This is a genomic window from Salipaludibacillus sp. CUR1 (genome assembly GCF_021028955.1).
Classification (GTDB): domain Bacteria; phylum Bacillota; class Bacilli; order Bacillales; family Salisediminibacteriaceae; genus Salipaludibacillus.
This window is the reverse complement of record NZ_JAIWPE010000026.1, coordinates 1-14,367: the sequence shown is the minus strand read 5'-3', so window position 1 is coordinate 14,367 and position 14,367 is coordinate 1. Positions and strand designations below refer to the sequence as shown.

General features: G+C 41.5%; 14 protein-coding genes. 11 read left to right on the top strand and 3 right to left on the bottom strand.

The features are described from left to right. The first annotated feature begins 342 nt into the window (after positions 1 to 342). The 5 genes from K8O68_RS06375 (at position 343) to K8O68_RS06355 (ending at position 5,115) form a co-directional block, all read left to right on the top strand. Complete coding sequence (locus K8O68_RS06375; RefSeq protein WP_230896092.1) at positions 343 to 711, top strand: VOC family protein; 369 nt, start codon at positions 343 to 345, stop codon at positions 709 to 711. Positions 712 to 914: 203 nt separating this feature from the next. After that, positions 915 to 2,162: an MFS transporter gene (locus K8O68_RS06370; protein WP_230896091.1), complete on the top strand. Its 1,248-nt coding sequence runs from the start codon at positions 915 to 917 to the stop codon at positions 2,160 to 2,162. Positions 2,163 to 2,688: 526 nt separating this feature from the next. Beyond that, complete coding sequence (locus K8O68_RS06365; protein ID WP_230896090.1) at positions 2,689 to 3,858, top strand: TraB/GumN family protein; 1,170 nt, start codon at positions 2,689 to 2,691, stop codon at positions 3,856 to 3,858. A 285-nt stretch (positions 3,859 to 4,143) separates the two neighbouring features. Beyond that, positions 4,144 to 4,617, top strand: a complete 474-nt coding sequence (locus K8O68_RS06360) for a DUF302 domain-containing protein (protein WP_230896089.1) — start codon at positions 4,144 to 4,146, stop codon at positions 4,615 to 4,617. 333 nt (positions 4,618 to 4,950) lie between these two features. Continuing rightward, on the top strand, positions 4,951 to 5,115 hold the full coding sequence (locus K8O68_RS06355; RefSeq protein ID WP_230896088.1) for a hypothetical protein: 165 nt from the start codon (positions 4,951 to 4,953) through the stop codon (positions 5,113 to 5,115). A gap of 286 nt (positions 5,116 to 5,401) precedes the next feature. On the opposite strand, the gene K8O68_RS06350 is transcribed toward K8O68_RS06355, so the two are convergent. The 3 genes from K8O68_RS06350 to K8O68_RS06340 all read right to left on the bottom strand — a co-directional run bounded on the left by K8O68_RS06350 (position 5,402) and on the right by K8O68_RS06340 (position 6,976). Beyond that, on the bottom strand, positions 5,402 to 5,764 hold the full coding sequence (locus tag K8O68_RS06350; protein WP_230896087.1) for a cyclic-phosphate processing receiver domain-containing protein: 363 nt from the start codon (positions 5,762 to 5,764) through the stop codon (positions 5,402 to 5,404). Positions 5,765 to 5,966: 202 nt separating this feature from the next. After that, the gene (locus tag K8O68_RS06345; protein WP_230896086.1) at positions 5,967 to 6,677 is read right to left on the bottom strand and encodes a DUF421 domain-containing protein; all 711 of its coding nucleotides are present in this window, start codon (positions 6,675 to 6,677) and stop codon (positions 5,967 to 5,969) included. A 137-nt stretch (positions 6,678 to 6,814) separates the two neighbouring features. Continuing rightward, entirely contained in the window at positions 6,815 to 6,976 is a 162-nt protein-coding gene (locus K8O68_RS06340) for a DUF1540 domain-containing protein (protein WP_230896085.1), read from the bottom strand. A 184-nt stretch (positions 6,977 to 7,160) separates the two neighbouring features. Between K8O68_RS06340 and K8O68_RS06335 the strand changes: the two genes are divergently transcribed. The 6 genes from K8O68_RS06335 (at position 7,161) to K8O68_RS06310 (ending at position 14,154) form a co-directional block, all read left to right on the top strand. Further along, a complete protein-coding gene (locus tag K8O68_RS06335) occupies positions 7,161 to 7,631 on the top strand; it encodes a hypothetical protein (protein ID WP_230896084.1) in 471 nt (156 codons plus the stop codon). Between the two features lie 130 nt (positions 7,632 to 7,761). Beyond that, positions 7,762 to 8,778 (top strand): LacI family DNA-binding transcriptional regulator, encoded by a 1,017-nt coding sequence (locus K8O68_RS06330; protein WP_230896083.1) that lies wholly within the window; start codon positions 7,762 to 7,764, stop codon positions 8,776 to 8,778. A 117-nt stretch (positions 8,779 to 8,895) separates the two neighbouring features. After that, positions 8,896 to 10,980, top strand: coding sequence for an amylo-alpha-1,6-glucosidase (locus tag K8O68_RS06325; RefSeq protein ID WP_230896082.1), 2,085 nt, complete (start codon positions 8,896 to 8,898; stop codon positions 10,978 to 10,980). Between the two features lie 64 nt (positions 10,981 to 11,044). Next, positions 11,045 to 12,319 carry an ABC transporter substrate-binding protein gene (locus K8O68_RS06320; protein ID WP_230896093.1) on the top strand — a complete coding sequence of 425 codons (1,275 nt, stop codon included), beginning with the start codon at positions 11,045 to 11,047 and terminating at the stop codon, positions 12,317 to 12,319. Between the two features lie 86 nt (positions 12,320 to 12,405). Further along, positions 12,406 to 13,305 (top strand): carbohydrate ABC transporter permease, encoded by a 900-nt coding sequence (locus K8O68_RS06315; protein ID WP_230896081.1) that lies wholly within the window; start codon positions 12,406 to 12,408, stop codon positions 13,303 to 13,305. 21 nt (positions 13,306 to 13,326) lie between these two features. After that, the gene (locus tag K8O68_RS06310) at positions 13,327 to 14,154 is read left to right on the top strand and encodes a carbohydrate ABC transporter permease (RefSeq protein WP_230896080.1); all 828 of its coding nucleotides are present in this window, start codon (positions 13,327 to 13,329) and stop codon (positions 14,152 to 14,154) included. The last annotated feature ends 213 nt before the right edge of the window (positions 14,155 to 14,367 follow it).

The following is a 14,367-nucleotide window of genomic DNA, read 5'->3' as shown; positions in this document are numbered from 1 at the left end:
ACAAGGTCGTTATATGCCTCGTCCGCCTTTTTTTAAAATTAACCCAAAATATTGTTTACATATATTAACATTAGTGTATTTATTTTACTTACGTGCAATCGTTATGGGTCTGTCCCCCCAGGTTTTGTCAGTCACTTAATTTTTATGGAGTGTGTGATTGCGCTGACCGGAGCAAGTGGAGCTTATAAATGTGAAAACTGTTTTGACTGATGACCCAAAACCTTTAAATGTGATTATTTAACCACCCTCTGTCTTTTATTAAGACATCAAAAAATAGGAAATAAATGTATGGTAATATGATGGGGAGGATTATTAAAGATTTATTCAAAGGGGGAAGAGGTTATGATCACAGGGTTACATCACGCGCAAATCACCCTGCCAAAGGGGAGCGAAGAGGAAGGCAGACGTTTTTACTGCAAGGTTTTAGGCCTTCCGGAAAAAGAGAAACCTGAAACCCTTAAAGGCCGCGGAGGGTTTTGGCTCCAAGTCGGCAATAAGGAAGTGCACGTAGGAACAGAAGACGGTTTTGACAGGTTATCCACTAAAGCGCATTTGGCTTATCAGGTTGAGAACATTACATACTGGAAAAAAGTATTAGAAAAGCAAAACATAACAATTATTGAATCGGTGCCTATACCGGGATATGAACGTTTTGAATTCAGAGATCCATTTGGAAACAGGGTAGAAATGATAAAAGAACTTCTCGGCTGATTGGTGGCAGAGGCACTCACCAGAGAAAACTCATGCTGCAAGCACCTATTCTCTTTAATATACACTAGCGAGTGCCATTTAATTTAAGGCGCTCGCTTTTTCCAGTAACTGGGGGGTCTGACCCCCCAGTTTATTCCGTATGCCCTTGAAAACTTCGGTTTGCGAAATATATAATGGGGGTAACGAGAAGGACGTGAATTGAAGTGGATCAAACAAACTGGAAACGAAATTTGTATATTCTAATGGTATGTCAGTTCTTTGTAATGGCAGCGATGACGATGATTATTCCGTTTTTGCCTCTCTATCTGCAGGAACTCGGAGTGACGGATCCGCAAGCCGTCAGCCGCTGGTCAGGACTGATATTTGGCGCGAATTTTTTAACCGCTTTTTTATTTGCCCCTTTGTGGGGTAAGCTCGCTGATAAGTACGGCCGTAAGTCGATGCTCCTGAGATCCGGCTTCGGCATGGCGGTCGTTCTGACGCTTACAGGCTTCGCCACCGGCCCCTGGTCGTTATTATTACTGAGACTTCTAAACGGGATGATCTCTGGATTTATACCGGCCGCTATCGCATTAATGTCGATGAGTACACCGAAGAAACAAATGGGCTACTCGCTCGGAATGCTTCAGGCCGGCGCAGTAGCAGGAGGAATATGCGGCCCGCTATTTGGAGGAGTAATGGCCGATTTAATGGGGTTCCGAATGATTTTTTACGTAACAGGAGTGACCATACTTATCGCTGCTTTCGGTGTGCTGTTTTTAGTGAAAGAAAAGTTTGAAAGAAAAACTGAAACAGTAAAAACAAATACACTGCAGGATTTTAAAAAAATAGCTTCTACTTCGCCGATTTTATCTTTGTATATTGTGTTTTTTATAGTGCAGTGTGCTCTAATCGGGATCAACCCTCTGTTATCATTATTCGTACAGGAGCTCACAACTTCTCAAAACCTGGCATTTTACGCCGGGCTGGCTATGTCAGTAATGGGGTTTGCGAATATGTCGGCAAGCCCGCTGTTAGGGCGGCTCAGTGACCGGAAAGGGCATCAGTACGTGCTGGTCTTTGCCCTTCTTGGAGCAGCGGTTATCAGTTTCCCCCAGGCATTTGTCCAGAGTTACTGGACGCTTCTGATATTTCGCTTTTTGCTCGGACTGTGTTTAGGCGGACTGTTACCTTCGATTAACTCGCTTCTCCGTCATTTAGCTCCTAAAGGGATGGAAAGCAGAACGTACGGTTTTTCCAACAGTTTTATGTACCTCGGTACAATGATCGGACCTATTGGAGGCGGGTGGCTCGCTTCTGTCGCAGGCATCCGGAGCTTATTCATCGCTTCGGCCATCCTTTTAATGGTCAACGTCATGATTGTTAATTTTAAAGTCATCCCATTTATTAATAAAAAGAACCGGGAAACCTTAAATGAAGACAAGAAAAAAGCCGTTGGAGAAAGTATCTAACCTGCCAAAATTGTTGCACAAAGCCAAATTGGGGTCAGACCCCAATTTGGCCGTGTGCAACTTTTTCATAAGCAGAAAACGTTGCCCTGTTCAGCTTATCCTTTGTACAGTGACAACGAATGTCATAAAAATATGCAACCGTACGAATAAACAGAAGAGAACTTTCGTGATAGAATAGAAAGGGTGGACTGATTTTGTATTTAATAAACTCAGCAAATTACATAGTAAGGGTGGGGACGAATCAAAGAGACAAATGATTTGCAAAGCTCAAAAAAACCCGTTTGGTTAGAGCCAGGCATGCCGCACTGTCTGAAGCAGTAACGGTATGGCACAATAAATAACTGATTTGGGTTTCTTGTGAAATCGATCACTTTTCCACTGAATAAACCTATCAGTTAGTACAGGAAGAGTGGAATTATCACTGCAGTTCACTCTCTGTTCTATCAGCACACCTATTTTTCCAAAGATAGATATTTAAAATAACTGGTCAATTGGAAGAAAATATTAAGTTAACAGAGGTAATTATATGTCAGAACAAAACATTACAAGATTGAATATTAACAGCAAAGAACTGATCCTTATTGGGACAGCTCACGTTTCCAGACACAGTGCGGAGCAGGTTAAAGAAGTTATTGCAGCCGAAAAGCCGGACTCAGTCTGTGTGGAACTGGACGAGCAAAGGTATAAGGCCATTATGGATGACAACCAATGGAAGAACATGGATATATTTAAAGTCATTAAAGATAAGAAAGCGACAGCTCTTTTAATGACTCTTCTTATATCCTCCTTTCAAAAAAGGGCGGCTAAACAGCTCGGGATTAAACCTGGCCAGGAAATGATTCAGGGGATTGAATCGGCCAACGAACACGGAGCTGAAATCGTTCTTGCTGACCGGAATATTCAGATCACTTTTGCGCGCATCTGGCAGGGAATTGGTTTATGGGGAAAAATGAAACTGATCACTGCTGTCATCGGAAGCATTATTAACAACGAGGAAATCAGTGAAGAAGAACTGGAACAGATGAAAACCGAAGATATGCTGAACTCAGCGCTGAAAGAGTTTACCAATACCTTTCCCAAGTTAAAGGTTCCATTAATAGATGAACGGGATCAGTATCTCTCACAAAAAATTAAAAACGCTCCTGGCGACAAAGTGGTGGCTGTTCTCGGGGCAGCCCACGTACCGGGCATTAAAAAAGAACTTTATAATGAGCATGATCTGGAAGCACTGTGCGAGAGGCCTCCCAAATCCAAAGTTCCTAAAATACTTGCCTGGGCGATTCCTGTTGTAATTATCAGCATCATTGCTTTTACATTGTATATGAACCCGGCAGCAGGCATGCAGCAGATTATTGCCTGGCTCCTTTGGAACGGCTCGTTTGCAGCACTTGGTGCCCTGCTTGCTTTTGGGCATCCCGCTGCAATTGCTACAGCTTTTGTTGTTTCTCCTTTAAGTTCGCTCAGCCCCGTTCTGGCTGCTGGCTGGTTCGCAGGTATCGCGCAAGCTTATTACCGGAGACCGAGTGTTGGAGATTTCGAAAGTCTGTCAGAAGATGTTTATACTTTGAAAGGTTTTAAAGATAATAAAGTGACCCGTATTTTACTCGTTGTTATGTTGAGTAATATTGGTAGCACGATCGGATCAATGATCGGAGGAGCAGACGTCATTCGCCTGTTCATACAAAATCTAACTTAAAACTTAACATTATTTGCTAAAAAGAGCAGCCAATTTGTTTGGCTGCTCTTTTTTATAGGAGACTGACTATTAGCTGAACTGGTTGATCATATCAAAATGAATGATATAGCCTGTAAAGCGCGGTAATTATTCCTTATGTTAAACAAGATCTAAAATTGCTGCTGAATTTTAAGATTACATTCCTGCCTCCAAATTCCCAGTTATTGAGAAGTTGACAATATACCCTATTGGGTATATAATAAAAATACCCAATAGGGTATTATAAAAAACTGGGAGGTAACAATTATGAGTAAACTTTTGATAGGAGTTATCGGGGCGGTTGCCGGTTTATTAATAGCATTCATATTTATTTATCAAGCAGCCCCGGACCTTATGATGGTTGAAGATGAGAGTAAATACAGCTTCGATGAAACAGTCGAAGTGTTTGAAGAGGAAGTGAGGGAAGCGGGCTGGAGTATAGCTGGCAGCCATGACATGCAGGAGATTCTGGAAGGGCATGGTCATGACGTCATTTCAATTAAAATATTTGAACTTTGTTCTTCAAGATATTCGGCAGAAATTTTAAAGTTAGATGATGAACGTATTGTTTCACCGTTAATGCCTTGCCGTATTTCAATTTATGAAAAAAGCGATGGTAACACCTACGTTACACGAATGAATTCAACGTTAATGGCCCGTCCATTCGGAGGAGTTATTAATGAAGTCATGCAAAAAGCAGCAGAGGAAACAGAAGAAATTATTGAGAAAATTATAAAATAAACTTATAAAGGGCGCTTTCTGGAAGAGATAAAGTTGTAAAGAGAGAAAAGAGGGTGTTCCTGCAGTCCGGCAATGTGAAAAAGATGCATGAAGTACCGAGGGAAGTGCTGGTAAACACCAGTCTGTCACGAAAGCCTGGTACTCATCCCAGAATTAATTTAAAACTTAAAAGACGTTGAAAGTTGATTGATAAGCATCTTTCAACGTCTTTTTTAGTAATTCCCGCTTCTCTATGTTTACTTGCAGGCTCTTAATTTTGTTTTCTGCTTAGTTACATTGGACGGCCTCACCTTGGGCAGAATAGAAGAAAAATATATAAACAGGAGGATTCCTATGTCTGATGATAAAAAGTTTAAACGTGAAGACGCACCGGCAATAAATGAAGATTTAAACCGTACAGATATGGCTGATATTAAAAAGGCCCCTAAAAAGGATCACAAAGACCAAATTAACTCTGAAGAACTCAGATATAACCATGCTGATGATGTTTATGAATAGACTTTTTTCTGCAGCACTTTTTTGTCACCCTAAAATACCTTTAAAACCTTATTTGGAGCAAACGCCTGCATTCCAATATAACTCCTATTAATGGAGATGACAGCTGTCTTAAGGCACTCTGAAAAGATATTAATCAACCGTGTGCCCAGAGTATATATCTAGGATAGATCATCTTAAATAAATTAATAAGTCCCCTGCATTTGCAAATTATGAAGGCAAATTCAGGGGATGTTTTATAATTTAATCATTTAGGAATTATAAGAGAAGGTTTAAGGAGCATCTATTATTACTGATAGTGCCGCAGCGCTCGTTGAGAGTAATTTCGAAGTGGGAGAGGGCGTAATGATAAAGTAACAGACCGGGGCATAGTAAAATTAATTTTTGCTTGTTTTAACGATTCATACATCGCTTTGCCGCCTGTTGCATTGGCAGAATGGATTGTAATTCTGTCAGCGTAAAGATTTTCTTTAACCATCATCTGAACGAGCACAAGGCCGTTCCTCGTTTTACTTACTAAATCATGGTCTAAAGAGAGATGATTAATATCATAATTCAGAAGTAATTCCTTACATTGGTCTATTGTCTCAACAAGAATAAAACCTTCAGGAGCTTCACGATAATCATCAAGAAAAACGCTTATTTTATCCATATTCAGTTCCTCCTTCCTTAGAGTCAAGAGGTGATTGCCACTTAATACCCAGTGTAACATATAAATGGGTTTAAATGGTAGGGGGTAGTACAAAATAGTAGTTTTATCAAAAAAGACAGTTTTTATAAAGAATGAAAATGCGCGTCAATATATGGCTTTATAAAGATTAACAGGTGGTTAACGGTATAAAAATGAACTTAATTTATTCCTTATCAAGGGGGGAGGTTATCCCATCTTTATAGTAGTCGAAAAATAACTGTCCGTTTGTTCCCCTGACTGCATAAAAAATATCTTCCACCGTGACCCCGTATTTGCTTATTTCCTCAGTTAACCAGCTGTATGACAGATCATTTTCCTTCATGTTTTTATGAATTATCTTTCCGTCCATAATTAATTCCACAGGAAAAGACTCTTTTAAATTGGCGGGGATATTCAGGTCCTGTTTTGTAACAGGTCGAAATTCCGGCTTTTTTAAAATTGATAAGTGCCCATCAGGCTCTAAAACTGCATACTCAACTTCATGTATATTGAAAACATCTTTTTCTCTCAGAGCCTGATTTAAAGAATCGAGCGTATACTTTGCTTTTCTCATGTTATTATCCATAATTGTACCATCCTGAATAAGTACTGTCGGGTGGCCTGACAGCCAGTACCGTGCCTTCCTGCTTTTAAGTGAAGCCAAAGTGACTAATAAAGCAATTATCCCAAAAAGAATTAATGAAATAAGAATATTAATGGAACTGAGTTTAGTATTAAATGCTAAATTTGCAGTTATTCCACCCAGTGTCACAGCTGCAATAAAATCATGAAGAGTCATTTGAGATAACGTTTGTGTGCCTAGGAACCGAGCGACTACTAAAAAGGCAACATAAGCAAGCCCTGTGCGTAAAATAATCTCTTGAATTTCTGCCATGTATAGTCACCTGCTGAATAGTTTTTATGGTCTGGAGGAAGAGATTTAACTCTTCTTAATTCTGAAGTTTTTTCAGAATTAAGAAGGAAAATAATAAAGCACAGGCAGAGAGAGCTTCTCCCTGTGCTTCAAGAGATTTAGCGAGTGGTTTCGGTTTCGAAGGTTTTACAGTCTGTTTCTTCCTGTTTATCTGCTTCTTTACCTGTATGGCTTACAACATAAATACGGTCTGCGGCACACTTGTTGCCTGAATCCCAGTGCACGCAGTTGCTTACTTCACATAATACATCTACAGCCATCAAAACCCCTCCTCTCTTGAGGTTAGCTTAACCAGGCAAAAGTGAATTATGATAAATGAATGCTGCCCATTATTTTCTAAAGCGCAGTACGTGAGAATGAAGAATTTGAAGTTCCTCTACCAGTAACAGGAATAATTAACGTATAATTAAAAGCAGGTGAAAAATTACTTTGGAGGAAATATGAATGAAAGGAACTCTTAACAAGATATATATTTATTCCGGGGCTGTAATTATTTTAGTTATGTTTTTAGCCGGCAGCGGGATATTTACTGATGACAAAGACGCTGACCAGGGGCAAAGTAATCAGGAAATAGGCCGTGTCCTGGGCTATGCTGCAGACTCCATGACCCGTATGAGTGAAGGCAATTCAATTAACAGCTTAAAGTCGCATGTCCGGTTAATTGACGAGCTGGGCTTCATGTCTATACTTGAAGCAAGGGCAGGGACAAAAAACGAGGAGGACTATCAAGCACTCAGTCTTATGTTTTCTAATTTAAGAAAATCACTGGAAGAAATAGAAACAGATGGCTTAACAGCAGAGCAAGCCGCTCATTTAAATCAAACAGGCCGTCTGCTAAGTCTCATCGCAGATAAAATATATGCGGATCATTATGATATTGAGGCAGAAGTGGATCAAATGAATCGCGATTTTTAAGAGCTTAACAAGAGTGGAACAACCGTTTAAGGAATTACAGAAATCAAATTATATTAAAACGCCCTTGCAACCCTTTTCATAATGAGGTATAGTGGTGTTAAATTATCCGAAACGTTTTGGGAGGTGGGCCATGGCAACCATTAAAGACATTGCAAAAGCCGCAGGAGTGTCCGTCACAACCGTCTCGCGCGCTTTAAATGGTTATGGGGATGTCAACGAAAAGACAAGGAAACATATCGAAGAGACAGCGAAAAAGCTGAATTACAGCCCTAACGCTGTAGCAAGAAGCCTGGTCATGAATAAATCCCAGACAATCGGTCTGCTGGTTTCCGAATTAAACCGGTCAGGTGCAAAAGACATGTTTACATATGAAGTGATGTGCGGAATTAATGATGCAGCTTCAGACGTTGGCTATGACCTGATCTTATTCAGCACTAATACTGTTAAACAGAAACAAAAGAGCTATACGCAGCTCTGCCGGGAAAGACAGGTAGAAGGAGTTATTATGCAGGGGATTAAGAAAGATGATCCTTACATTAAAGAAGTTATTGACAGTAATATTCCTTGTGTTTTTGTAGACGTTGAAATTGAGGGAGAAAATGTCGGGTTTGTAACTACTGATAATGTTTTTGGAGCTCAAATGGCTGTTAAGCATTTAATAAACCTCGGCCACAGGCATATTGCCATGGTTAACGGCCATGATAAAGCAGAAGTCAGTCAAAAAAGGCTGAAAGGCTATATGAAGGAACTGGAAGAGGCGGAGCTTCCTGTAAAAGAAGATTATGTGCTGAACGGCGGGTTTCTCGAATCAGAAGCAGAAAGTGCTGCTTATGATTTTCTTAAAACAAACAGACAAGTGACTGCTGTTTTTAGTGCCAGTGATCTAATGGCACTTGGCGTGATGAGAGCTGCACGGCGTTTAGAACTTAATATTCCCGAGGATTTATCCATTGTCGGATTTGATGATATCGTTTTGTCCCAATATACGAGCCCGCCTTTAACAACAATCGGGCAGGATAAGTACCAAATGGGCTATGAAGCAGCCAAACTGTTAACTTCCATGTTAACCGGAAAAAACTCACCACAGAAGAAAGCAGTGCTTGATAACCGGCTGCTTTTGAGGGAAACCACTGCTCCTCCAAAATAAGGAGCATGTTTCTTATCTTCTATCCCGAAACGTTTCGGGCATATTTTTTACATATTAACCAAAACGTTTCGGGTAACTTAAAAAGATCTATAAATTGTCCCAGTTGGAGGTTATGAAATGGATTACAGAGTAATAAAAGAGAACGATTTATTCTTATTAACTGATGAAAATGGCAATATTCCTGAAGACCATCCTTACGGTCCAGGATTGTATACAAAGGACACGCGTTTTTTAAGTAAATTTGATTTGAAAATAAACGGTGAAGATCCGATTCTTTTATCATCTGAAGCAGATAAAACTTATTTTGCCGAAATGCTTCTGACTAACCCTCATATGGAAGAAGAGGGAGATGTCAAGCTTTGGCGCGAATCGGTGGAATTGAAACGAAAGAGGTTTATATATGGAGGCGTCCTTTATGAATCTCTGAGAGTAAAGAATTACAATCCGAAACAGACGAGTTTTGAAATCAGTCTTCACTTAGATGCCGATTTTAAAGATATGTTCCTTGTAAGGGGTTTCCAGGACGGGAAAGTAGGAAGGAAGCTCGACACGGCAATAAACGATACCGGATTAGCCATTCAGTATTTAGGCTCCGATGAGGTGACACGTAAACTTGATGTCAAATGGGACGCGGTGCCTGCCCGCACGACTGAGGAGGGCGATGTTCATTTCTCATTTACATTGGCTCACGGCGAAGAAAAAACAGTGTCACTGACTATGATCCCGGGAGTAGACGGTGAATCTCCGGACCAGCTGGAGTATAAAGAAGCTTTTCAAAGATTAAAAGATTCCTATAACGAATGGGAGGAATCATCTGCCAAGGTGACGACAAATCATTCCCAGCTCCAGAGATTAATTGACCGTGGCCTTTCTGATTTGAGAGTTTTACTGACTGACCTTGGACATGGAAAGTTTCCTGTAGCCGGGCTACCGTGGTTCGGAGTGCCATTTGGAAGGGACAGCCTGATTGCAGCGCTTCAGATGCTTCCGTTCAACCCGGAGGTGGCCAAAGGAACGCTGAGAACAATGGCCAGTCAGCAAGGGACAAAGAAAGACAGCTGGAGAGACGAAGAGCCGGGTAAAATTATGCACGAAATCAGATTTGGAGAACTGGCAAGCACCGGACAGATTCCTTTTACCCCTTATTATGGAACGATCGATGCCACCCCTTTATTTTTAGTACTGTTAAGCGAGTATATCAAATGGACCGGTGACTTTGAGCTTTTCCACGAGTTAGAAGTAAATGCCAGGGACGCATTGAACTGGATTGACCACTATGGAGACCGGGACGGTGACGGGTTTGTTGAATACCACCAGGAGTCGTCAAAAGGGATTGCTAACCAGGGATGGAAAGATTCCGGCGATTCTATTGTTCACCGGAACGGAGAGTATGCCGACACACCAATTGCATTATCGGAAGTACAAGGGTACGTGTATCACGCAAAGGAAAGTATGGCTGACATCTATAAACAGTTAGGCTTTAATGAAAAAGCAGATAAATTAACGCGTGAGGCAGCTGATTTAAAAGAACGGTTTGAGAGTTCATTCTGGATGGAGGACCAGCAGTTTTACGCCCTAGCTTTAGATAAAGAGAAAAACCAGGTTGGCACGGTGACTTCTAATCCGGGACATGTGTTATTTTCCGGCATGCTTGATGAAGCCAGAGCGAAGTCCGTTAGTGACATGCTTGTATCAGATAAAATGTATTCCGGCTACGGCATCCGTACGATGGGCACCGGAGAAGCAGGATATAACCCGATGAGTTACCACAACGGCACAGTCTGGCCGCATGACAACAGTTACATTATTTTAGGAATGAGCAAAACGAATAACCGGAAGCAGGCAGCTAAAGCGATGGAAGGGTTAATCCGTTCGGCAGATTCTTTTGAATACGACAGGTTACCTGAATTGTTCTGCGGATATGAAGCAAACGGGAAAGCCGTTAAATATCCTGTTGCCTGTTCGCCGCAGGCATGGGCAGCCGGGACCCCCCTGCTTTTTGTTCAATCAATGTTAGGTTTGTTTCCTGATGCTATGAAACAAACAGTGAGGATCAATCCTTATCTTCCTGACGGAGTCGAAGAGCTAAAAGTAGAAAATGTGAAAATAGGCAACGGCATCTTAAGTGTCCTCGTTAAGAAAGCTGAGGAGACCCACGAGATAGACATTATTGAAAATACGACGGGCTTTAAAGTTATTTAACAGGTAACGGTTGTAAAGGGCAGACTCTGCCCTTGCCAATATAAAATGAAAGGGGTTTCAAATGATGAAAAGAGCAATGTGGTTAAAAGCGTCAGTTTTGACATCAGTATTTTTGACAGGAGCTGTGTTAACGGCCTGCGGGGATGACGGAAATAATGCTGTAGATGGTGGAGCAAACGGAGAAGGAAACGGGGAGGAAGAGGTGACAGTGAGATTAACTGGCTGGCAGTCGTCTCCTACTGAACAGCGTTACCTCGAGGAAACAATCGAAGCGTTTGAAGAAGAATACCCTCACATTAATGTTGAAATGGATACAATCGCAGACCAGTATATGGATGTTTTACAAACGAGGTTAATTGGCGGGGAAGCGGCAGATGTCTTCTTTTTAGATGCTTTTGAAGCCCCGCGGTTAATAGAAGCGGGTGTTTTAGAACCGCTCGACGACTATATCACCGAAGAATTTGATGTGGATGACTTTGAAGAGCCGCTGATTGAAGCTTTCAGGAGAGATGACCAGTTATGGGGCCTCCCAAAAGATACGTCGACTCTAGCTTTATTTTACAATAAAGATCATTTTGAAGAAGCAGGTATAGATGCTCCTCCTGAAACGTGGGAAGAGATGGAAGAAATGGCTGAGACGTTAACTGTTGATAACCGGTACGGCTTTGGAGTTGTTACTGATTTAGCCAGACTGTATTTTATTGCAGAGTCACATGGCGGCGAAGTAACCGTCGATAACCAGGCTAATTTCACGGATCCGAATGTGATTGACGCCCTGCAGCCGATTGTCGATATGAGAAATGAAAAAGAAATTGCGGCATCACCGGCAGATGTTGGAGCTGAGTGGGGCGGAGACATGTTCGGCACCGAAAGAGCTTCAATGATAATTGAAGGGAATTGGATGATTGAATTTATGGAAGATGCTTTCCCGGATGTAAATTACGGAGTAGTTGAAGTACCGACCATTAATGATAACAAAGGAACTATGGCTTACACCGTGTCTTATTCCATGAACGGCGCATCCGAACAAAAAGAAGAAGCGTGGCAGCTCATTGAGTTCTTAACCGGAAAAGAAGGGATGGAAATTTGGACTTCAAGCGGATTAGCGCTTCCTTCCCGCCAATCAGTTGCGGAAAGTCTTGAATATACAGATGAAGCAATTTATGAGCCTTTCATTGAAGGTGCGAGCTATGCAACAGTCTGGGCAGATGATACGAACCTGCCGATTATTAATTCAAACTTTGAAAACCAGTTTGCAAGTGCCTTCCTTGGCGATCAGGAACTTGAAGAAGCAATGGAAGAAGCTGAACGCGTCGCAAATAACGAAATAGATAATTAATTGCTGTGGGCTGTCCCAAAAGTATAAACTCTTTTGGGACACGCCCTTACATATTTCTTAAACGGATGAGAAAGGGGTTATACAACATGGCTAAATGGAAGCTTTCGAAAAGCCAGTTAAGAGAAACAGGTCAAGGATATCTATTTATGTCCCCTGCTATACTTACCATTGTCGTTTTTCTGATCGGACCGATTCTTTTTGCTTTATTTCTTGCTTTTAACAGAGTGAATTTGCTGGGTGACGTCAGTTTTGAGTTTGTCTGGTTTGATAATTTTACCCGGATGGCCAATGATGAACGGGCTTTAATTGCGTTAAAAAATACAGCTTTTTACGTCGGAATAGTTGTACCCGTGCAGACGATCCTTGCCTTGGTTCTTGCTTCGTCATTAAATGCAGGAATGAAGGGAGAGAAGTGGTTCAGAGTCATTTACTTTTTACCTACCTTAACCTCGTCTGCTGTTCTGGTTATGATCTTCATGTGGATGTACCGTCCGGACGGCCTGATCAACACACTTTTAAGCGGTGTTGGTCTGCCGACTTATAACTGGGTGAACGATCCAAGTGTGGCGCTGATTTCAATTATGATTATGAATATCTGGGCAACAGCGCCTTTCTTTATGGTCATTTACCTCGCAGCATTACAGGATATTCCTGACTCGCTGTATGAAGCAGCAGAACTGGACGGCGCGAGCGGTGTTCAGAAATTCTGGCATGTGACTGTGCCTCTCCTGCGGCCGGTTACAGCGTTTGCAGTAATTATGGGGATCATTGGAACTTTCCAGCTGTTTGACCAGTCATATATGTTCTCAGGCGGTTCCGGGGGACCAAACAATTCTACATTAACAGTCGTTCTCCTTATCTATCAATATGCCTTCTCAAATAATCAAATGGGATATGCGGCTGCATTAGCTGTAGCATTGGCCCTGATTATTCTGACGGCCACGTTAATCCAGCGTAAACTTCAAAAAGATGAACAAGTTTACTAATATTGAAAGGAGGAGAATGGGATGAGGAAAAAAATAAATGTAGGAAAAGCATTTCTGTTTATATTTTTAACCATTTATGCAGTCATTACAGTAATTCCATTCGTATGGGCATTATCAGCTTCATTTAAACCGCTGAATGAAATATTATCAGGCGGGCTGAATTTTATTCCTGAAACATTTACATTTGATAATTATATTACGATATTTACAGAGCAGGGGTTATTTCCCCGCTGGCTGTTAAACAGTGTTATTGTAGCTGTTATTGGGACAGCTCTTAACCTGGTTTTTAACTCTATGGCCGGGTACGCCCTGGCTAGGATCAGTTTCCCGGGACGGACAGTCTGGTTTATCATTGTACTGGCCGTTCTCATGATCCCTATGCAAGTCACGATGATACCTAACTTTTTAATTTTAAGAGAACTGGGGTGGCTTAACAGTTATCAGGGATTGATTGTGCCTGGGATGATTAACGCCACGTTTATCTTTATGATGAGACAGTTTTTCGTGAACTTTCCAAAAGAAGTGGAAGAGGCGGCGGCCATCGACGGCCTTGGCAGGATAGGTACATTCTTCCGAATTGTTATGCCAATGGCAAAACCAGCTTTAGGGGCCCAGGCTATATTTGTCTTTATGGCGTTCTGGAACAACTTCATGGCTCCGCTCATTATTATGACGGACGCTTCTATGTACACCCTGCCAGTCGGGCTGAACGCTTTCCAGTCAGATTACGCCACCTATTGGAACTATATTATGGCAGCCTCAATGGTATTTACGCTGCCCGTATTGCTCCTCTACATTTTCTTTAACCAGTTCTTCTTAAAAGGATTGTCTTTCAGAGGGGATAAATAAAGGAGTAAGTATAACATAAGAGCCGATCGCCGGCTTGGATTAGAAGAATAATGAGAAGGCTGAATCTCCGCTGACAGTTAAGTCAGCGGGGATTTTTTATTACGTCTTTTTAAACCACAGGCTCTGCCTGTGTGAAAATTAACCTTTAAGGGTGGTAACAGAAAAAACTCCTCTCGTTATAATAGAAGATGGCCGCCAAACCAACTTCTAATA

Coding starts and splice junctions, on each gene's coding strand:
- K8O68_RS06365 (WP_230896090.1), top strand. CDS start 2,689: ATGTCAGAACAAAACATTACAAGATTGAATATTAACAGCAAAGAACTG.
- K8O68_RS06330 (WP_230896083.1), top strand. CDS start 7,762: ATGGCAACCATTAAAGACATTGCAAAAGCCGCAGGAGTGTCCGTCACA.
- K8O68_RS06360 (WP_230896089.1), top strand. CDS start 4,144: ATGAGTAAACTTTTGATAGGAGTTATCGGGGCGGTTGCCGGTTTATTA.
- K8O68_RS06355 (WP_230896088.1), top strand. CDS start 4,951: ATGTCTGATGATAAAAAGTTTAAACGTGAAGACGCACCGGCAATAAAT.
- K8O68_RS06315 (WP_230896081.1), top strand. CDS start 12,406: ATGGCTAAATGGAAGCTTTCGAAAAGCCAGTTAAGAGAAACAGGTCAA.
- K8O68_RS06320 (WP_230896093.1), top strand. CDS start 11,045: ATGAAAAGAGCAATGTGGTTAAAAGCGTCAGTTTTGACATCAGTATTT.
- K8O68_RS06375 (WP_230896092.1), top strand. CDS start 343: ATGATCACAGGGTTACATCACGCGCAAATCACCCTGCCAAAGGGGAGC.
- K8O68_RS06345 (WP_230896086.1), bottom strand. CDS start 6,677: ATGGCAGAAATTCAAGAGATTATTTTACGCACAGGGCTTGCTTATGTT.
- K8O68_RS06310 (WP_230896080.1), top strand. CDS start 13,327: ATGAGGAAAAAAATAAATGTAGGAAAAGCATTTCTGTTTATATTTTTA.
- K8O68_RS06350 (WP_230896087.1), bottom strand. CDS start 5,764: ATGGATAAAATAAGCGTTTTTCTTGATGATTATCGTGAAGCTCCTGAA.
- K8O68_RS06335 (WP_230896084.1), top strand. CDS start 7,161: ATGAAAGGAACTCTTAACAAGATATATATTTATTCCGGGGCTGTAATT.
- K8O68_RS06340 (WP_230896085.1), bottom strand. CDS start 6,976: ATGGCTGTAGATGTATTATGTGAAGTAAGCAACTGCGTGCACTGGGAT.
- K8O68_RS06325 (WP_230896082.1), top strand. CDS start 8,896: ATGGATTACAGAGTAATAAAAGAGAACGATTTATTCTTATTAACTGAT.